The organism is Pseudomonas sp. 37 R 15 (genome assembly GCF_900004865.1).
Taxonomy (GTDB): Bacteria; Pseudomonadota; Gammaproteobacteria; order Pseudomonadales; family Pseudomonadaceae; genus Aquipseudomonas; species Aquipseudomonas fluorescens_AM.
Genome location: NZ_CVTV01000042.1, coordinates 1 through 21,872, shown reverse-complemented (window position 1 = coordinate 21,872; position 21,872 = coordinate 1). Strand labels below are relative to the sequence as shown.

General features: G+C 63.1%; 6 protein-coding genes and 1 pseudogene. 4 read left to right on the top strand and 3 right to left on the bottom strand.

The window, feature by feature from the left end:
* From BFQ04_RS12420 to BFQ04_RS12410, 3 genes and pseudogenes are all read right to left on the bottom strand, one after another.
* A pseudogene (locus BFQ04_RS12420) lies at nucleotides 1-817 on the bottom strand (hypothetical protein); the annotation flags it as partial.
* Between the two features lie 151 nt (nucleotides 818-968).
* Nucleotides 969-13,880, bottom strand: coding sequence for a non-ribosomal peptide synthetase (locus BFQ04_RS12415; protein WP_065951087.1), 12,912 nt, complete (start codon nucleotides 13,878-13,880; stop codon nucleotides 969-971).
* A gap of 51 nt (nucleotides 13,881-13,931) precedes the next feature.
* On the bottom strand, nucleotides 13,932-14,684 hold the full coding sequence (locus tag BFQ04_RS12410; protein ID WP_065951086.1) for a thioesterase II family protein: 753 nt from the start codon (nucleotides 14,682-14,684) through the stop codon (nucleotides 13,932-13,934).
* 300 nt (nucleotides 14,685-14,984) lie between these two features.
* Between BFQ04_RS12410 and BFQ04_RS12405 the strand changes: the two genes are divergently transcribed.
* The 4 genes from BFQ04_RS12405 (at nucleotide 14,985) to BFQ04_RS12385 (ending at nucleotide 21,786) form a co-directional block, all read left to right on the top strand.
* A complete protein-coding gene (locus BFQ04_RS12405; RefSeq protein ID WP_065951085.1) occupies nucleotides 14,985-15,536 on the top strand; it encodes an RNA polymerase factor sigma-70 in 552 nt (183 codons plus the stop codon).
* A 364-nt stretch (nucleotides 15,537-15,900) separates the two neighbouring features.
* On the top strand, nucleotides 15,901-18,609 hold the full coding sequence (locus BFQ04_RS12395) for a type VI secretion system Vgr family protein (RefSeq protein WP_065951083.1): 2,709 nt from the start codon (nucleotides 15,901-15,903) through the stop codon (nucleotides 18,607-18,609).
* Nucleotides 18,602-20,503 carry a phospholipase D-like domain-containing protein gene (locus BFQ04_RS12390; RefSeq protein WP_065951082.1) on the top strand — a complete coding sequence of 634 codons (1,902 nt, stop codon included), beginning with the start codon at nucleotides 18,602-18,604 and terminating at the stop codon, nucleotides 20,501-20,503. Before BFQ04_RS12395 ends, BFQ04_RS12390 begins: the two co-directional genes overlap by 8 nt.
* Entirely contained in the window at nucleotides 20,503-21,786 is a 1,284-nt protein-coding gene (locus BFQ04_RS12385) for an SEL1-like repeat protein (RefSeq protein WP_065951081.1), read from the top strand. Before BFQ04_RS12390 ends, BFQ04_RS12385 begins: the two co-directional genes overlap by 1 nt.
* The last annotated feature ends 86 nt before the right edge of the window (nucleotides 21,787-21,872 follow it).

Here is a 21,872-nt window from a genome sequence, read left to right as displayed (position 1 = left end):
GCAGCAATGAAGTGGTGCGCAGGTGGAAATCCTCGGCGTTCACAGGCAGCGGATTCTCCAGAATCGGATCGCCTGGCTCAGGGTATACCGGTTCGGTCGTGTCCCAAATCACGCCCAGGTGAGCGGTGATCGCCGAGTAATCGTCCAGCCTGGACAGCCAGCCTCGCGAAAGCTTGAAGCGGAAAACATGCTCTGGACGAGCTTCGTGCTCCTGCACCACATGATTCTTGGCCACCCAGGTGAAGCGATAAGGCGCAACGTGCTGGTTACCCGCAACAACCACAAACAGACGCTGCCCGGGTTGAATCATCGGCCAGGCGTTGATCGCGACAATTTCATCACCCGAGAACTCTTGCATGCGCAGGTACCAGGTATTCCACTCCTCCTTGGCATGCGTGAACACCGGCCTTGAAACGAAGAGGTCCTCCTCCCTGATCTGTTGGATTTCCAACTCCAGCGTCAAGGATTCCAGGGCCCGCCCCCCTGCATTGGCCGTGTACTTGATCAATACCGTGTGCCCGATGCAGTAGCTGATCCACTGTGGCGGAATGCCGACGACATTGACGCCATTTTCGACAGATACCGGTTCGAAACGCGGCTCGTCCTGCCCCTTGACCGCCATGTAGAACATGACATCAGTGGCGTTGGCCGGCAGCGTCAGCGTGGCCGTCGTGCCATCGCTGGCGTCAATGGGATACAGCACGCTGTTGTTCGCAGCGTGCTCGATAATCGCATAGGGCAGTTCCGTTTCAACGGCTGGCAGCGAATTTGCTGCCTGAACGGAACCGGTTTTTCCAGCAGGTGTTTTGCTCGCCACGATAAGACTCCTGTCCAGCGTTAGATCACCGTCGAGCCCGACCCGATGGGCCGGAAACTGCGGTTATCTAACACGTGGAACAGGAACACTGCCTACTGTCAGCATTAACAGTTGCGCCGGAAAATCCCGACACTTCAGACCAGCGGCCGTCTCACAACCCCTCCAACTGCGCCATCAAATCACTCAACCGATCCACCTTCTCGGCACTGATCTCGCTCCCCGCCAACCCTTCGATGTACTCGGCCAGTTCCGCCACCGTGCTGCACTCGAACATCGCCCTTAACGGCACATCGCGCTGCAAGGTTTTCTGCACCCGCGAAGCGATCTGTGTCGCCAGCAACGAATGCCCGCCCAGTTCAAAGAAGTTGTCCTGCACCCCTACCCGTTCGGCCTTGAGCACTTCGGCCCAGATCCCGGCCAGGGTGGTTTCCAGTTCATTGCGCGGCGCCAGGTAGTCCTGGTTGTGCAGCTGGCCGATTTCCAGGGCCGGCAGGGCCTTGCGGTCGAGTTTGCCGTTGGCGTTGAGCGGCAGGCGCTCCAGCCACAGCCAGTGCAGCGGCACCATGTATTCCGGCAGTTCGGCGCGCAGGCGTTGCTTGATGCGGTCCAGGCGTTCGCTTGGGCTGAGGGTTTCATCAACCGGCACCAGGTAGCCCACCAGGTGCTTGCCGTTGACGCCCTCCTGGACACCGACCGCCGCATCGCGCACCTCGGGTTGTTCGTGCAGGCGCGCTTCGATTTCGCCCAGTTCGATGCGGTAGCCGCGAATTTTCACCTGGTGGTCAACCCGCCCGACATATTCCAACACGCCATCACTGCGCCGCCGCGCCAGATCGCCCGTGCGGTACAAGCGCTCGCCCGGTGCGCCGAACGGGTTCGGCACAAACACCGGTGCGGTGCGCAGCGGGTCGCTGACGTAACCCCGACCGACGCCGATGCCGGCTACGCACAGTTCACCGACGGCCCCTTGGGGCACCAACTCCAGCGCGCTGTCCAGCAGGTACAGACGGTTGTTGTCGGTGGGCGTGCCAATCGGCAGATAGGTGCCACGGGTCGAAGCCAGGTCAACGCGGTAGAACGCCACATCGTCCGAGCACTCCGCCGGACCGTAGGCGTTGACCAAGCCGATCTGCGGGTAGCGCAGCAGCCACTGGTGCGCCAGTTCCGGCGGCATCGCTTCACCCGTCGGCAGCATCCAGCGCAGGCCGTCGAGGCGGATGTGGTCCTGGGCGAGCATGCCCTGGATCAGCGACGGCACACTCTCCAGCACAGTGATGCCTTGTGTTTGAACGTGCTCCAACAACCCCTGCGGATCATGGGCAAGGGCGTTCGGCACAATATCCACCCGTGCGCCAAACAGCGGCGCAGCAAGGAACTGCCACACGGAAATATCGAAGCTTTGTGAAGCGGTCTGCGCGATCACATCGGCGTCGCTCAGTTGCAGGTACGGCACTTTGCTCAACTGGTTGTTGAGCATGCCGCGCTGTTCGACCATCACGCCCTTGGGCAGGCCGGTGGAACCGGAGGTATAGATCACGTAGGCGAGGTTGTCCGGGGCGCTGTAGACGCCCGGGTTCGCGCCACGGGCGGGGATTTCCTCCCACACCAGCAACTGGCAGTCGACGCCGTCGAGCAGTGCGATGGCCTGTTCCCGGCACGCTTCGGTGCACACCAGCAAGGGCGTGCGGCTCAGCTCGATGATGCGGCTCAGGCGCGGACCGGGCAGGCCGGGGTCCAGCGGCAGGTAACCGGCACCGGCCTTGAAGCTGCCGATAATCATGCCGAGCAGCGCAAGGTCACGCTCGGCCAGCAGCGCCACCGGTTGGTCCGGGCCGACACCGGCGGCAATCAGCGCATGCCCCAGGCCGTTACTGCGTCGGTTCAACGCCTCATAGCTCCATTGCCGGTCAAGGCAACTGGCGGCGATACGCTGCGGATGCCGCGCCACCTGTTCCTCGAACAACTCGACATAGCTGCGCGCCAGCGGGTAGTCGTGTTCGCTCTGGTTGCAGCCGTCCACCAGGAACGCGCGCTCCTGCTCGCCGATCAGCGGCAGGTCGGCCATGTCGCCATGGAAGCCCTGCACCAGCGCCAGCAACAGGCGCTTGAACTCGGCGAGCATGCCTTGCACGGTGATTTCATCGAAGTAGCGCTGGTCGTAGGACAGGTGCAAGCCCAGGTCATCGCCCGGGTAGCACACGGCGGTCAGTGGGAAGTTGGTGTGGGTACGCCCGGAATCGGAGGTGGCATTCAGGCTTTGCGCATGGCTGAGCACCGAGGTTTCCACCGGGGCGTTTTCGAACACGAACAGGCTGTCGAACAGCGGCTGGCCCTTGGGCAGTTCGCTGTGTTCCTGGATAGTCACCAGCGGCAGGTATTCGTACTCGCGCAGTTGCATATTGCTGTCGAGCAAACCGCTCAACCACTGGCGCACGCTGCAAGGCTGGCCGTCCTCGGGCAGCTTCACCCGCAGCGCGATGCTGTTGATAAACAGGCCCACGGTGCGTTGCATCTCGGGCATGTCCACCGGACGCCCGGCCACGGTGACGCCGAACAGTACGTCGCGATCACCGCTCAAGCGCCGCAGCACCAGCGCCCAGGCCGCCTGGGCGAAGGTGTTGACGGTGAGCTGATGAGCCTGGGCCAGCTCGCGCAATTGCGCGCCGTCACGGGCATCCAGCCGGGTGTAGCAGTCGCCCACCACCATACCGCCGCTGTGGCCGGCATGTTCGCGCAGGAACGGTCGGTCGCTGGGGATCGGTGTGGTGCGCTCGAAACCTTGCAGGTTGCGCTGCCACCACTGGCGCGCTTCGTCCAGGTCCTGGCGTTGCAGCCAGGCGATGTAGTCGCGATAGCGCGGCGGCGTGGCCAGTTGCGCCTCGCGCCCTTCGCCCAGCGCCTGGTAGAGCTCGAAGAAGTCATTCATCAACAGCGAACGGCACCAGGCATCGATAAGGATGTGGTGGTTGCTCATCATGAACCAGTAGCTCGCCTCGTCCACCCGGATCAGGCGCAGGTGGAACGGCGCCTGGTTGAGCAGATCGAAACCGGCCTCGCGCTCGGCCTTGAGCAACGCTTGCAGGCGCGGCTCGTGCTCGCTCTCGGGGTCGGCGCTCCAGTCCAGGTAGTCAATCGGCGTGCTGCCGGGTTTGTGGATCACTTGCAGCATGTCTTCGCCCACGTTCCAGCAGAACGAGGCACGCAAGGCTTCGTGGCGGGCGATCACCGCCTGCCAGGCCTGGGCGAAACGCTCGGGATCGAGGGCGCTGTCGATGCGGTAGCGGTCCTGCATGTAATACAGACCGGTGCCCGGTTCCAGCAGGGTGTGCAGCAGCAGGCCCTCTTGCATCGGGGTCAGCGGGTAGACATCTTCGATGGCGCCGGCCGCTACCGGCAAGCTGTCCAGTTGCGCCTGGGTCAACCGTGCCAGCGGGAAGTCGGACGGCGTGAGGCCACCGGCATCGTCCTTGAGGCAATGGGCGATCAGGCCCTGCAGCTCGGCCAGATACGCCTCGGCCAGTTTGCCAATGGTCTGCTGATCGTAGCGCTCGCGGCTGAAGGTCCAGCGCAGCACCAGTTCACCGCCGTACACCTGGCCGTCGACACTCAGCGCGTTGGGCAGCGGTGCATCGGGGTCGTGTGCAAGGCCGGCGGATTCCTCCAGCGGATGGAACAGCGCGTCGGCGCCGAAGCTCTGGTCGAACTGGCCGAGGTAGTTGAAGGTAATGTCGGCGCTCGGCAGCGCAGCCAGGCTGCGTTGGCACAGCTCGTCCGCCAGGTAGCGCAACACGCCGTAGCCCAAGCCTTTGTGCGGCACGCCGCGCAGTTGCTCCTTGATGGCCTTGATCGACTCGCCCAACTCCGCCTGCGGGGTCAGGCGCAACGGATAAGCGCTGGTGAACCAGCCGACGCTGCGGGTCAGGTCGATATCATCGAACAGGCTTTCGCGGCCGTGGCCTTCCAGTTGAATCAACGCCGCGTCGTGACCGCTCCAGCGGCACAGCACGCGAGCCAGGGCGGTCAGCAGCAGGTCGTTGACCTGGGTGCGGTAGGCGCTCGGCGCTTGTTGCAGCAACTGCCGGGTGCGCTCGACATCCAGGCGCACGCTGACGGTCTCGGCGTCACGCTGGCGCAGTGCGCCGTGTCGGCGATCCACTGGCAACGCCAGCGCCGGGCCAGCCAGTTGCGCTTGCCACAGGCCCAGCTCTTCACGCAGAGACTCGCTATGGGCATAGGCCTGCAAACGCGCCGCCCAATCGCGCAACGCGCTGGTCTTGGCCGGCAGGCTGACGGACTGGCCTTCGCTCAGTTGGCGATAAACCGTGTGCAGGTCTTCGAGCAATACGCGCCAGGACACGCCGTCCACCACCAAGTGATGGATGGCGATCAGCAGGCGCTGCTGGCCTTGCGGGCCGTCCACCAGCAAGGCGCGCAACAGCGGGCCGTGTGCCAGGTCGAGGCTGCGTTGGGTGTCGGTGAACAGCGCCGTGCAGTGGTCCATGTCGCGCACCTGCGCCTGCATCAATACGCCGCCTTGGGGCACGGCCAGGTGTTCGGCGTGCCACTGGGCATCGCGCTGGGTGAAGCTCAGGCGCAGCGCGTCGTGATGCTCCAGCACTGCCAGTAAGGCCTGCTCCAGGCGATGCGGGTCGAGCAGTTGCAGCGGCTTGAGCACCAGGGCCTGGTTCCAGTGCTGACGCATCGCAATGTCGGTGTCGAAGAACCAATGCTGGATCGGCGTGAGGCCCGAGCGGCCGGTGAGCGTTCCTTGCTCGGCGCTGACTTGCTCGATGCCGGCCTGATCGGTGTAAGTGGCGACAGCGGCCAGGCTTTGCACGGTCTGGTGCTGGAACAGGTCACGCGGGCTGAAATGAATGCCCGCCTGCCGCGCACGGCTGACCACCTGGATCGACAGGATCGAATCGCCGCCCAGTTCGAAGAAGTTATCGTCCAGGCCGACTTGCTGCAGGTTCAACACCGCGCACCAGATGGCCGCCAGGCTATGCTCCAGGGCGTTGCGTGGCGCCACGTACTGTTGGCGATTCGCTTGCGGATCGGGCTGCGGCAAGGCGCGCCGGTCGAGCTTGCCGTTGGCGGTCAGCGGCATGCTGTCGAGCACCATCACGTGGGCGGGCACCATATAGTCCGGCAAGTGCGCCTTGAGATGGGCCTTCACCGCATCACGCAAGGCGCCGTGCTCGGCATCGCTGACCAGGTACGCCACCAGCTGTTTGCCGCTCGGCGAATCCAGCGCCAGCACCACCGCTTCACGCACGGCCGGATGCTCCAGCAGGCGCGTTTCGATCTCGCCCAATTCGATGCGGAAACCGCGAATCTTCACCTGATGGTCGATACGCCCCAGGTACTCCACCTGCCCATCGGCACCTTGACGTACCAGGTCACCGGTGCGGTACAAGCGGCCGCCACGGGGGGTGAACGGGTCGGCGACAAAGCGCTCCGCCGTCATGCCCGGGCGCTGGTGATAGCCCTGAGCCAGGCCCGCGCCGCCGATGTACAACTCGCCGCTCGCGCCCTGCGGCACCAGGGCCAGGTCGGCGTCGAGAATATACGCCACGCGCGCGCCGACGATGCTGCCGATCGGCACGCTGGCGGCACCCTCCTCCAGGTGCTCCGGCGCCAGGCTGGCCAGCGGCATCACCACGGTTTCGGTCGGACCATAGGCGTTGAAAAACACCTCAGGCTGGAACGCCGCGCGAATACGCTGCAGGTGTTCACCGGTCAGTGCTTCACCGCCGGTGATGCACATGCGCACCGGCAAGGTCTGCTGTTGCGTGGCCAGCCACTGTGCCAACTGGCTGCCGTAGCTGGGCGTGAACCCGAGGATATTCACGCGGTGGCTGCGGATCAGCGCGCAGATCTCTTCGGCGTCCCACTGGCCCTGGGCGCGCACTACCACGTGGGCACCGCTGAGCAACGGCACCAGCAGGCGCTCGGTGGCGGCATCGAAGTTGATCGAATAAAAGTGCAGTTCGCAGTCGTCCGGGCGCATGCCGAAACGCTCGATCACGGCCTGGCAATGCATGGCGATTTCACCCTGGGACACCACCACGCCTTTGGGCTGGCCGGTGGAACCGGAGGTGTAGATCAGGTACGCCTGGTGCTGCGCCAGGTTGATAAAAGGCAGCTCATCGGCCGGATAGTTTTTCAGCAACGGTGAGTCATCTTCCAGGCACCAGCACGCCAGCGTTGGCGGCAGCTCGCCAAGGGCCTGGAACATCGCCGCGTCGCTGAGCAGCAGGCCGATGCCGCTGTCTTCGATCATGTAATGCAGGCGGTCCAGCGGGTATTCCGGGTCCAGCGGCACGTAGGCACCGCCGGCCTTGAGGATTGCCAACAGGCCGATGACCATTTCCAGCGAGCGCGGCAGCGCCAGGCCGACGCGCACCTGCGGGCCGACGCCGCGTTCGCGCAGCATCCAGGCCAGGCGATTGGCGCGGGCCTCGAGTTCGGCGTAAGTGAGGGTCACACCGGCAAAGGTCAGCGCCGGCGCATCGGCACGCTTGCGCGCCTGCTGGCTGAACAGCGGGTGAATGCACTGGTCCAGACGATGCGCTGCGGCTTCAACCCCGAGGCTGTCCTGCAGGGCGCGCTGCTCGGCGGCGCTGAGCAACGGCAGTTCGCTGAGGCGTTGGTGCGGATTGTCGATCAGCGCTTCCAAGAGGTTGCGCCAATGCGCGGCCATGCGTGCGATGCGCGGCTCGTCGAACAGATCGGTGCTGTAGGTCAGGCAGCAGCCCAGGCGATGGTCGAGGTCGGTGACTTCCAGGTTGAGGTCGAACTTGGTGGCGCGGGCATCGTTGGCCAGGTACTCGACAGTCATGCCGGCCAGTTGGCGGCTCTGCTGGAACTCCCAGCGCTGCACGTTGCACATCACCTGGAACAGCGGGTTGTACGCCGCGCTGCGCGGTGGTTGCAGCGCCTCCACCAGATGGTCGAACGGCAGGTCCTGATGGGACTGGCCTTCGATCACGGTGTGACGCACCTGCTCGAACAACTGCGCCACACTCATCTGCCCATTGAGCTGGCAACGCAACACCTGGGTGTTGAGGAACGCACCGATCAGCCCTTCGCTTTCCGGGCGGATACGGTTGGCCACCGGCGCACCGATGCGCAGGTCGGTCTGGCCGCTGTAGCGGTAGAGCAACACGGCCAGGGTGGCGGTCATGGTCATGAACAGGGTCAGGCCCTGTTCGGCGTTGAAGGCGCGTACGCGGGCGGCCAGCTCATCGTTCAGGTCAAAGCGGTACAGCTCGCCGCGGTGGCTTTGCACCGCTGGGCGCGGACGGTCGCCAGGCAGTTCCAGCAACGGATGTTCGCTGCCCAGTTGCGCGGTCCAGTAATCCAGCTGGCGCTGACGCTCGCCCGATTCCAGCCATTGGCGTTGCCACACGCTGTAGTCCAGGTACTGCACCGGCAGCGGCGCCAGCGGTGAGTCGCGCTCATCGATAAAGGCTTCGTACAGCGCACTGAGTTCACGGGCAAAGATGTCCATGGCCCAGCCTTCGGTGACGATATGGTGCAGGGTCAGCACCAGGTAATGCTCCTGCTCGCCGGCCTTGACCAGGCAAGCGCGCAGCAACGGCCCGCGTTCCAGGTTGAACGGGGTGTGCGCTTCCTGATCGGCCAGGTGCTGCAGACGCTGCTGGCGCTCGGTGTCATCGAGTGCCGAGAAGTCCTGCCAGTCCATGCGCAGGTTGGTCTGTGGCCAGACGTGTTGACAGGCCACGCCATCGACGCTCGGAAAGGTGGTGCGCAGGGTCTCGTGACGCATGATCAGGGCCTGCAAGGCTGCCTCGAAACGCCCCACATCCAGCACCCCGCGCAAGCGCGCCATGCCCCCGACGTTGTAGGCCGGGCTGTCGGGTTCCATTTGCCAGAGGAACCACATGCGTTGCTGGGAGTAGGACAGCGGTACGGGCACGCTGCGGTCAACCTTGGCGATTGCCGTCTGTTGGTTACGCTGGCCCGACGCCTGGATCAGGCCCACTTGCGCGGCGAAATCGCCCAGCTCGCTGGCGTCGAACAAGGTGCGCAACGGCAGCTCGACGTCGCAGGCCTGGCGGGTGCGGGAGATGATTTGCGTGGCCAGCAACGAGTGGCCGCCCAGGGCGAAAAAGTCGTCGCGCAGGCCGATACGTGGCAGGCCGAGCACTTCGCGCCAGATCGCTGCAATCTGCTGCTGCAACGGCGTCTGGGGTTCGACATGTTCGCGGGCTTGCCACACCGGTTGCGGCAATGCGCGGCGGTCGAGCTTGCCGCTTGGGCTCAAGGGCATGGCGTCCAGGTACATCAGGTGGGCGGGCACCATGTACTCGGGCAACTGGGCGGCCAGTGCGGTTTTTACCGCCTGTGCATCCAGTTCGACGGGGCCGCTGTAGTAACCGATCAACTGCTCGTCACGCACCAGCACCACGGCCTGGGCGATGCCCTCCACCGCCAGCATGCGCGCTTCGATTTCCTGCGGTTCCACGCGCAGGCCGCGCAGCTTGACCTGCTGATCGAGGCGCCCCAGGTATTCAAGCACCCCCTCAAGGCTCCAGCGCGCACGGTCGCCGGTGCGATACAGGCGCGCGCCGGCCTCGCCCAGCGGGTCGGCGACAAAGCGTTCGGCGGTGAGCCCGGCCCGGCCGAGGTAACCGCGCGCCAGGCCAAGGCCGCCGATGCACAATTCACCCGGTACACCGGCCGGCAGCGGGTTGAGGTGCTCGTCCAGCACCCGGCAGATCACATTGCCCAGTGGCCGGCCAATCGGCGAGCGCTCACCATCTTCAACAGCGCAATGCCAATGGGTGACGTTGATCGCGGTCTCGGTCGGGCCATAACGGTTGTGCAATTGCACCGCCGGCAGTCGTGCCAATACGCGGTCGCGCAGCTCGGCGGGCAAGGCTTCGCCGCCGGAGAACAGGCGGCGCAGGCTGGTGCATTCGGCCACCAACGGTTCGTCGATAAACAACCGCAGCAGCGGCGGCACGAAGTGCAGCGTGGTCACGCCATGTTCCTGCACCAGCTGCGCAATGCGATGAGGGTCACGGTGCTCGCCGGGGCCTGCCAGTACCAGACGGCAACCGGTGATCAGCGGCCAGAAACACTCCCACACCGACACGTCGAAGCTGATCGGCGCCTTTTGCATCAGCACGTCGCTGGCGTCCAACCGGTAGGTGGCCTGCATCCACTGCAAGCGCTCGGCCAGCGCCGCGTGGCTATTGCCCACGCCCTTGGGCTGGCCGGTGGAGCCGGAGGTGTAGATCACATAGGCGAGGTTGTCGCCGTGCAGGTGCAGGCCCGGCGGCTGGCTCGGCCAGCTGTCCAGGTGCAGGCTGTCCATGGCAATCACGCACACGCCTGCGGGCGTGGGCAGCTGTTCCAGCAGCGCGGTCTGGGTCAACAGCAGGTGCACACCGCTGTCCTCGAGCATGAAGGCCAGGCGCTCGGCGGGATAATCCGGGTCCAGCGGCACATAGGCGCCACCGGCCTTGATGATCGCCAGCAGACCGATCAGCAACTGCGGCGAACGCTCGGCGGCGATGGCCACGCACACGTCCGGCCCCACACCTTTGTCGCGCAGGTAATGCGCCAGGCGGTTGGCCTGGGTGTGCAACTGGGCGAAGCTCAGGCTGGCGCCCTGCCAGACCAGCGCAGGGGTGTCCGAGGTGTGCAGGTTGAGCAGCTCGGGCAGCCATTGCCGGGCCGGTGCGCACGGCGCCTGGCTCCACGCGTGTTGCTCGTCCTCTGCGCTCAGTTTCAGCTCGCCTACGGCGTGCTGCGGTTGCGCGCAGACCGCTTGCAGCAGGTGGATGTAATGCTCGGCCAGGCGCTGGACGGTGGTGCTGTCGAACAGTTCATCGGCGTAGTCGAACGACAGGCTCAAGCGCCCATGGCGATCCTCTTCACTGTGCAGTTGCAGGTCGAACTTGGCTTCGCGGCTGTGCCACGGCAATTCATCGGCGAGCAGGCCCGGCAGGCGGCGCAAGGCACCCAGGTCACGTTGCTGGTGGTTGAACATCACCTGGAACAGGCCTTGTTCACGTGCCTGGGGGAAGGCCTCCAACAGTTGCTCGAACGGCAGGTCCTGATGGGCCTGGGCGTCCAGTGCAGCCTGGCGTGTCACGGCCAACAGTTGGTTGAACGGCAGGCGTGCGTCGAGCTCGGCACGCAGCACCAGGGTGTTGATGAAGAAACCGACCAGGCCTTGGGTTTCCTGGCGCGGGCGATTGGCATTGGGCACGCCGATGCGGATATCGCGCTGGCCGCTGTAGCGATACAACAGGGTCTGGAACGCGGCCAGCAGCAGCATGAACGGGGTGGACTCATGGGCGCGCGCGGTCTGGCCAATCGCGTCACTGAGGGGCGTGCCCAGGCGTACGGTATGCCGCGCGGCACTGTTGCGCACCTGCGCCGAGCGTGGGTGGTCGGTGGCCAGGTCGAGCGGCGGATGCTCGTCCCCCAGCGTCGCCTTCCAGTACGCCAACTGCCGTTGGCCTTCGCCGGCGGCCAGCCATTGGCGCTGCCAACTGGCGTAGTCGGCGTATTGCAGGGTCAATGGCGGCAACTCAAGGGGCTGGCCCTGGACGGCAGCGGCGTACAGCCGTGAGAACTCGTCAATCAGGACATTCAGCGACCAGCCGTCGGCGATGATGTGGTGCAACGTCACCAGCAGTTGATGGTCTTCATCGTCCAGGCGCACCAGGGTGACCCACAGCAGCGGGCCGTTCTCCAGGTCGAACCGGGTACGCGCTTGATCTTCGCGGATCTGCTGCGCACGCGCTTCGCGCTCGGTATGGGGCAAGTCGCTGAGGTCGATGACGTGCAACGCCAAATCGGTCGCGGCCTCGACACGCTGGAAGCCCTGACCATCGCGCTCGTAAAAGCGTGTGCGCAGGGCTTCGTGGCGCTGGATCAGGTACTGGAAACTTGCGCGCACGGCGTCTTCGTCCAACTCGCCGCGCAGGCGCAGGGCGCCGGGGATGGTGTAGGCGCTGCTGTGGGGGTCCAGTTGCCAGGTGATCCACAGGCGGTTCTGGGCCAGGGATTGCGGCAGGTCGTCCTGGCGCGACAGAGGGGCAATCGCGCCCTGGGCAACGCCGCCGTCCTGTTGCAGGCGCGCGACGCTGGCGGCGAAGCCTTGCAGGGTAGGCGCTTCAAACAGCAGGCGCAGGTTCAGCTCCAGGCCCAGGGTTTCGCGCAGGCGCGCGACCACTTGGGTCGCGCTGATGGAGTTGCCGCCAAGCAGGAAAAAGTGATCATCGGCGGCGACCGTTGCCACCTGCAGTTGCTCGCACCAGATCGCGGCGATCTGGTCTTGCAAGGCCGATTCCAGCGCTGCTTCACTGGCCTGCGCTTGCAGGTCGGGGAACTGCGCATAGCGGTCGAGGCTGCCCTCGGCATGGCGCAACGCACACGCGGCCCGTTGCACCTTGCCGCTGGAGGTTTTCGGCAGCGCGCCCGGATTGAGCAGCACCACCACGCACGGCGCCTCCTGGTATGCCTCGGCCACTGCCTGGCGAATCGCCTTGATCAGCGCTTCGGGCGGCAGGATTTTCTGCACGCTGCGGCTGATTTCCGCAGCAATGCCGATGCCTTCCACGCCGTGGTCATTCACCGCAAAGGCGGCCACCCGGCCCTTGCGCACCACCTCCACCTCACGCTCGATGGTTTGTTCGATGTCCTGCGGGTACAGGTTGTGTCCGCGCACGATCAACAGGTCTTTCAAGCGCCCGGTGATGTACACCTCACCGTCACGGATAAACCCCAAATCGCCGGTGCGCAGCCAGGTCCGGCCGGCGTGCTGGACGAAGGTCCTGGCGCTGGCTTCGGGGTTGCGCCAGTAACCGTGGGCAATGCTCGGGCCGCTGGCCCAGAGTTCGCCCACGCAATTGTCGGCCAACGCGCTGAGCGTGTGGGGATCGGCAATCAGCACGGCGTGGTCCGGCTGATGGGTGCCGCAACTCATGACCGCACTGCCCTGCCCCGGCTCGGCGCGGTTGGCGGCCAGCGCTTGCGCATCCAGGTGCAGCGCCGGGATGCCGTGGCCACGGCGACCACCGGCGACAAACAAGGTCGCTTCGGCCAGGCCATAGGAGGCGAAGAAATTATTCGCGGTAAAGCCACACGTGGCGAACTTTTCGGCGAACCGTTCCAGGGTATCCAGGCGGATCGGCTCGGAGCCCGAATAGGCCACACGCCAGGTGCTCAGGTCCAGGCGTTCCAGGGCAGACTCGCTGACCCGTTCGCTGCACAGGCGGTAGGCGAAGTCCGGGCCACCGCTGATGGTGCCGCCGTATTCGCTGATCGCTTCGAGCCAGCGCAACGGCCGCGCCAGGAAGTAGGCCGGCGACATCAGCACGCACGGCACGCCGCTGAAAATCGGTTGCAGCAGGCCGCCGATCAGGCCCATGTCGTGGTACAGCGGCAGCCAGCTGACGATCACATCGTGCGGGTTGAGGTCGATACCGAAACCCCGGCGGATCAGCACTTCATTGGCCACCAGGTTGCCGTGGCTGACTTGCACGCCCTTGGGCAACGCGGTGGAGCCGGAGGTGTATTGCAGGAAGGCGATGTCGTCGGGCTGCAACTGGGGGGCGACCCAACGGTCGGCAAGCTGTGGGTCGAGGGTGTCCACGCTCAACAGCGGGGGTGCGTTTTCGATCTGCGCCAGGCCATCGGCGAGGCTGGCGATGGTCAGCAGCAGGCGCGGCTCGGCATCGCTGATGATCGACAGCAAGCGCTCCTGGTGATGCCGCTTGCTCGATTCCGGCGGGTAAGCCGGCACCGCGATCACCCCGGCGTACAGGCAACCGAAGAACGCCGCGACATAGTCCGGGCCGCTGGGAAACAACAGCACCGCGCGCTCGCCCAACGTGACACCGGCTTGCAAGGCGGCGGCGATGGTGCGCGCGCGTTGGTCCAGGTCACGGTAGCTGAGCACCACGCTGTGCTCGGCGGACTCGGCCAAAAAGCGCAGGGCTATCCGGTCCGGCGTCTGCGCGGCACGGCGTTGGAGGGACTGGACCAGAGTGCGGGGAAGTTCGAAGGCGTCCATCATGGGGTTCCTGCCTGAAATCGGCTTGCGGGAAATTCGGGAAGTCGGTGAGGTTCAGCCGGCGACGCGTTGCCGCGCCGCGCCACTGCGCCAACGGGCCAGGTGGGCCTCGGCATAGCGCCGCATACAGCGCAGCACGATGCTTTCGTGCTGCACGAGAAAGAAGTGATGCCCATCGAACATGTCGAGGGAAAAGCCGCTGGCGGCTTCGAGCTGCCAGTCGAGCAATTGGTCGGCGCGTACGCTGTCCTGCTTGCCGCCAAAGACATGGATCGGCACACCCAACGGCTCGCGTTCGCCATAAGTGAAGCTGCCGCACAGCAGGAAATCGGCGCGCAGGATCGGCAGCATCAACTGCATCAATTCGGGATTGGCCAAGACGGCGTCGCAGGTGCCCTGCAGCTCGCGCAAGCGGGCGATCAGTTGGGCGTCGGTTTTTTCGATGGCGTATTCGCTGACATCGCGCCGCGCCGGGCCGGCGGTGCCGGAGACGAACAACGCCAGTGGCGCCGCCACGTTGCGCGCGTTCAGTGCATGCGCCAGCTCGAACGCCAGCAGGCCGCCGAGGCTGTGGCCGAACAACGCATAAGGGCCGTTCAGGTCGCGGCTGATTTCAATCGCGAGCTGGGCAGCCAGGGCCTTGATATCGCGCTGCAGCGGTTCACCCATGCGCATGCCCCGCCCCGGCAGTTCCAGCGGGCAGACCTGCAACCAGTCCGGCAACACGCGGCGCCAACGTGCGTAGACCGAGGCGCTGGCGCCTGAATGGGGCAGGCAGAACAGACGCAGCGGCGTTGGCGTACTCATCACCCGAGGACTCCAAGCTGAAACACGCTGTGTGCACGATAAAAACCCATTTCGCCCTCCTGCGGGTGCTGATCCCTGGCCGTTTGCTAACGGACCTGTCACCCAGAAGAACGGACGGCCCCGGCAAATAATTAGTCGCCGCAGCCAAGCGAGACGCGGTTCACATCTTACCCAAAGGCATAAGATTAGTTCGCCTTCTCATTTGACAATCATTATCATTCAGCATAATTTGTTGCCCGATGTGTAGGAGGCCTCAGCAAGGAAGCCCTCCCCCAACCTCTTTGCAACAAGGTGATTTCCATGACGGAACAAGTATCCACAGGCAGGTGCGACTCACCACTTCTCCAGGCATTCGTCGACAATCGACTGATCCTGGTGAAGATCGCGGCGCGTATTACCGGCTGTCGTTCCCGTGCCGAGGATGTGGTGCAGGACGCCTACTTTCGGCTGCAATCGGCACCGACCATCACCTCCTCGTTCAAGGCTCAACTGAGTTATCTGTTCCAGATCGTGCGCAACCTGGCGATCGATCACTACCGCAAGCAGGCCCTGGAACTCAAATACTCCGGGACCGAAGAGGAAGGCTTGAATGTGGTTATCCACGGCGCTTCACCGGAAACCTCCCACATCAATTTCAACACCCTGGAAAACATCGCCGACGCCCTGACCGAGCTGCCGCAGCGCACCCGCTACGCCTTCGAAATGTACCGCCTGCACGGCGTGCCGCAGAAAGACATCGCCAAGGAACTCGGGGTCTCGCCAACACTGGTGAACTTCATGATTCGCGATGCGTTGGTGCACTGCCGCAAAGTGTCGGGCAGCCACAGCGATACGTTTGCGCGGCGGATTTAAAATAGCGCGGGTCTCATGTGGGTTATGTGTTTGCAGGCCAAGGATCAGCAGCGCCGCGCGTTGATGGTGCGCGGAACCGACGCCCCTCTCGTTACATGCCGGGTCCAGATAGCAGTAGTGCAGCATCGCCGCCAACCGCGCATCGAAGCGCCGAAGCACTTCGTCTGTTGGCGCAGTGCTGGTCGGGTGTTCAAGGCGTGGTCAGGTCGCGCTCAGGCTTTGGCGTCTGGATTGCAGATGGACTGGCAGAGTATTCGCTAAACCGCAATTAGGAAGTTACTGTCTCGTAAAGGCGAAACTTCCGACATTAATCGCCGATAAGAAATCTTTACTCTCCGGGCTTTCGTGCCCAGGAGTAGAAGGAATGACTTCCAGCGTTTTGTTCGACCACCGTCGCCACACGCTCACCGTTAGCAACGTTGACGCAGCGCTCGACGTCCTGACCTTCAAAGGCACAGAAGGCCTCAGTCAGCTGTTCAATTATGTTGTGGAATTCAACGCCGCCGACGGCGACCTCCCTGCTGAAAAAATGCTGGGCCAAAACGCCAGTTTCAGCTTGCATACCGCGCCGCAAAAGTTGCCTTTCCTGGGGCTTCCCGTACCTGCGGTAAAACCACTGCGCACCCTGCACGGTGTGCTCACCGGCTTTAAACGGTTGTCCGGCTCCGTTGATCAAGCCCGCTACGAAATCACCCTGGAGCCGCACTTGGCTCTACTCGGCCGAGGCAAGCAATTTCGCATCTACCAGCACCAGTCGGTGCCGGAAATCGTTGAACGCATTTTGCGTAGTCACCACGGCTTCGAGGGCCAGGACTTTCTGTTCGACTTGAAGCGCGACTACCCCAGACGCGAGCAAGTCATGCAATACGGCGAAAGCGACCTGGCGTTTATCACCCGGCTGCTGGCCGACGTCGGTATCTGGTATCGCTTCACCAGTGACGAGCGCCTGAGTATAGATGTGGTCGAGTTTTGCGACGATCAACGCCTGTACCAATTCGACGTCGAGTTGCCTTTTCGACCGCAATCCGGGTTGAGCAGCAGCACGCAGGACGGCGTGTGGCAATTGCAATCCCAGCACCAGGTAGTCGAGCAGCAGGTCCATATCCGCGCCTACCACCACCGCGACGCCAGTGCTCACCTGGAGGGGGAGATTGATCAAACCCGAGGCGCAACGACGACCTACGGCGAGGCCTACCTCTACGCCGAGCCCTACCGCGTACTGGGCGACGCCCTGGCCCGGGACGAAGACCTGCAAAGTGAAAGTGGCTACTTCTACGCCCGCTTGCGCCACGAGCGTTACCTCAACGGCCAGACCCAGCTCAGCGGCATCAGCAGCAGCGCCACACTGTCTCCTGGGCAGGTACTCAAAATCTCCGGCGGCGCCCCACAGGCTTTCGCTGCGGGTGCGGTCATTACCCAACTGACCAGCCACGCCGCCCGCGACCGAAGTTTCGAAGTGACCTTTGAGGCCATTCCCTATTCGCAAACCGTGTGCTTTCGCCCAGCGCTGCAAAACAAACCGCAAATCGCCGGTACCGTGCCAGCCCGCCTCACCAGCCCGCAGGCGCATGACCCCTACGGTCACATCGACCTCGAAGGGCGCTACAAGGTCAATTTCCTGTTCGACCGCGACACCTGGAAACCCGGCGAAGAAAGCGTGTGGCTACGACTGGCCCGCCCCTACGCCGGGGACACACACGGCCTGCACCTGCCGCTGATTCCCGGCACCGAAGTGGCCATCGCCTTCGAACAGGGCGACCCCGACCGGCCCTACATCGCCCATGCGCTGCACGACAGTCACCGCGTGGACCACGTGACGTTACGCAACTACAAACGCAACGTGCTGCGTACTCCAGCCAATAACAAAATGCGCATGGATGACACGCGGGGGCAGGAGCACGTCAAGCTCAGCACCGAGCACAGCGGTAAGAGCCAGTTGAATCTGGGGCATATCGTCGATAGCCAGCGCCAGGCGCGAGGCCAGGGTGCGGAGTTGCGCACCGATGGGCATGCTGCCATCCGCGCGGGCAGCGGCGTCTTCATCACTGCTGACGTGCAGCCCAACGCTCAGGGGCAGATGCTTGAAATGGCTGCCGCTCTGGGCCGGTTACAGCGGGCCGGTGATCAGTTGCAAGGGTTGTCGGCTGATGCCCAGGCCGCCAACGCAGACCCAGCGGATGTGCAAGCGCAACTGAAAATGATGCGAGACCAGCTCGATCAACTCAAAGCCTCGGTCATCGTGCTCAGCGCTCCCCAAGGCGTTGCTGTAACCAGCGGCCAGCACCTGCAATTGGCCGCTCAAAATAACCTGATGATCAACGCCGGGGCCGAGGCGGATATCAGTGTGGTCAAGCGCCTGTTCATCGGCGTGGGGCAAGGCGTCAACCTGTTTGTACGCAAGTTGGGCATCAAGCTGATCGCCAATCAGGGCCCGGTAGTCATCCAGGCACAGAACGACACACTGCAACTGATGGCGCGCCATGGCCTGGAGATCACCAGCACCGAAGACGAAATACGCATCGTCGCGAAGAAGAAAATCACTCTGAATGCCGGTGGCAGCTACATCACCCTCGATCAGAACTGCATCGAGTCTGGAACCCAGGGGGACTACAACGTCAAGTCAGCGCACTTCGAATTCAGCGGCCCAGCGAGCCTCACAGCCTCGCATCCCGAGTATCCACAAAGCCTGTCCAAACAGAGGTTGCAGTTCAGCGTGCCGCAAGCCCCCAACGCATCCAATCAAGGCTGGGCAGGCATGCCCTATACGCTCTACGCCGACGGTGCAGTGCTCAAGAGAGGCGTATTGGACGAGACCGGGCAAGTGTCAATCGACCACGAGGTGGTGACTCAGCAGTACCGATTGGAATTGGCCAACGGCGTGAGCTACCAGATACCGGTGCCCAGCGATTATCGCAATGCCGAGCAAGCACACCTGGCCAATAGCGGCATGCACAACCACCGCTCACAAGCCGACACCGAGGTGAGCCAGCCCACATCCCACACGGATCACCGGGCTCTTTACGCCGCCGTGATGAGCCCATCAGTGAGCAGGAAGGGAAAACCTCATGACTGAACCCGACATCGTTACTCCCGTCGCCTTGCAACACACCCATCAGGTGACCTGCACTTCGCCCTGGTACGTGCAGAACACCGAATACCCTCCCGCGATGGCCACCTATCAACCGCTGATCAACGGTGAAGAAGCCTTCAAGGCCGTGCACTTGGCTATCGCGAAAGCCACTAAAACCATCGATATCATCTGTTGGGGCTTCCAGCCGTCGATGTACTTTATTCGTGACGGCAAGAGCCCGAGCATTGGTGAACTGCTCATGGCCAAAGCCCGGGAAGGGGTCGAGGTCCGGGTGCTGGGTTGGGAAGCGCCGTTTAATAGCGCCGGGGTTGGGGGCGAAGCCAACCTGCCTGGCAAAGGCCCGTATCGCATCGAGAATCGGGCGTTACAACCCTCCACCGATGACCAATACGCCGAGGATCGACAGTGGTTTTCCCGATGTGCGTTCGCCGATCACCTCGCGCCTGCGATGCGAGCGGCGCGCAACATACCGGTGTTCGTCGGTCGCGGTTTCAGCGTGTATGAACGGGCTGAAATTGCCTATCAGGTCAAATACAAAAGCCTCGACCCGCAGCTCAGCCACAGTACATTAGGTGCGTTGGCCATCGCCGCAACCCACCATCAGAAGACAGTCCTGGTCGACTATGAACAGACGGACAGCGCCGTCGGCTTTGTCATGGGGCACAACATGCTTGACGAGTACTGGGACACTGACGCCCATACGGCGCTGAACCGTTGCGAGGGTAACAAACCAGCCCCCAATGGTGGTCCCCGTGGCGATACCCCACGTCAGGATATTTCGAGTCAAGTCAGCGGGCCGATTCTGGAACACCTGCACCATAACTTCGCCACCGCGTGGCGAAAGGAAACCGGTGAGGATCTGCTCGCATCGCGCAACGCAATGACGGTGGGCCCCCAACTGCAATGCACGCCCGGCGTTACCCGCCAATTGGCGCAAATCCTGCGCACGCAGCCACAAGACGCCAAGTACGATATCGAGCAGGTCTACCTGAAGGCGGTCAACAACGCGACCCAATTTATCTATATCGAGAACCAGTACTTTCGCTGGCCACCGTTGGCGGAGGCCATCAAAAAAGCCGCCGCCGACCAGACCCGCGCAGGTCGCGATCCGGGCTTACATGGCAACTTGCACCTGTTTGTGATCACCAATGCCAGCCCGGATGGCGTAGGCCCAGGTTCCTTGAACACCCAGCGCATGCTCGAAAGCCTGGGGCGCGGCGATACCATTCCTGAAATCACCAAGCTGCAGCGCATTCAACAGGCTAAAGCCCAAGCAGACGCGCAGGCGCCGACCTTGGCAGAACTCCTCGAACAAAGGGCCTTGATTACATTGACCCTCCTGACCGACGCACTGGGGGGCGACGAGATGAGCGATAAAGCCCGGGAAGCCCAACAGGATGCCGCCAGACACAATCGTTATCGGCAGGCCGTGCTCAACGACCAGATCAAGGCGATCGAGACAAGCACGCTAGCCCCTGAGCCGCGCCCGGGGCTGAAAATTCACGTGTGCTCGCTGGTCGCACCTGACTCGCCTACGGGGAAACCGTGGATGCCGGTGTACATCCATTCCAAACTGATGATCGTCAACGACGTGTTCACCACCCACGGTTCAGCCAACATCAACACTCGCAGCATGCAGGTGGATAGCGAGCTGAATATTGCCCATGAGTGGATGAGTGTGACCCAGGCGTTGCGGCGGCGATTGTGGAATCTGCATACGGACAAGAAGGGGGCGCAGGATGATCCGAAGCAGGCGTTCGAGGCTTGGCAGGAAATCATCAATAAGAACAAAGATCACCAGTCGAAAAAATTGATGCCCGACGCACCGCTCGTCGAGTTTTATTACGGCGAAAAGACCGTGAAGGATCTTGACTGATGCGTCGATTCCTATTGCTGATAAGTCTGCTGCTGGCCGCCTGCGATAACGGCAGCGCCCCTACTCACCCGACCCAGGACACTTCCTTGAACCCGCTGACCGAGATCAAAGCCAAGCTGGCCTTCACCTGCATACACGAGCAGATCCCTGCGCCGTCCGCCGAGACCGATGAGCTGTTCCAGTACGCCCGTTGGTTGCAGAAGAACAACCTGCTCAAGCAGGACAAAAGCGTCGACGCCGAGATCGAGCGTCTGTACCGGATTGCGGCCGAAAATGGCCATTACAAAGCCAATATCAACCTGCAAAACGGCACCATGCGCGGCCACTTCAGGCTTCGTGGCGCGGACCTCCTGCGCCTGAGTCAGCAACTGATCGACGCAAACGTGGCGACGGGGTACTACTTTATCGGCATCTTCCTAAAGAACGGCTCGGCTGGGTTGAAGCAGGACCCGGCCATGTCGCTTCGTTATTTCCGTAAGGCGGCTGATCAGGGCAGTGCCCAAGCCCAGTATGAGGTGGGTGACATACTGGCGCCGATTGACATCGCGCCGGACGTTGCCCGGCAGATGCGCCGCTGTGCGGCCGAGCAGGGCAATGGTAAGGCTGCTAGGGCGCTTGGGGTCGATCTATCGACAGATGGCCATTATCAAGAGTCACTTGAGGCATACCAATTCGGTGTGGCAGCTGGCGACAGTACTTCGGCGTCCTTTTTGAACAAAGGCTTCCGCGGCCCTCAACCGGATGACCGGTTGTATTACTTGGGCCAGAAAGAAGATCTCGAGCGCGCTGAGCGCTATGAAAAAATCTGGAGTCTGCTCGCGGACTACTCCTATGCTGACCCGAAGGTCCCCGAAATCAACGAAATCCTCCCCTTGCCCCCGGCCAAGCTCCCCGCCTGGGACGGTAAGCTGCAATGGCTGGAAGCACGCCTGGCCAATGTCCCGCCACCAAAGCCCAGCGAAGCGCTGATCCAGCAGTTGGCCAACGCCAAGCGCCTTGAGCCAGCGAGCGGCCGAGCCACGCCCGACTCTCCAGCATTCATCAAGGCCAGCTACCCCGCGCCGACCTGCTCCAGCGGCCAGGCCTGTCCGCAGACAGGCTACTGGCAGGCAGCCCGCCTGAGTCGCGATCCATACTCGAGGTTTAACGAGGGTGTCATCCGCCGTTTTGAGAAGAACGACATCATGCCCACCCTGCGTGTCCAGAATCGTAAACCTCGCTTTTTGCTCCCCGACATAATCACGGTCAATGAGGAAGGCATCGAATGGCAGCTGTTGGGATAGGGCATGAAAGGCATCATTCGCATTGGAGCCAAAACGAGCGCAGGCCGCGTCGAGGTTTACGGCGAAAAGACGTTGAAGGACCTCGA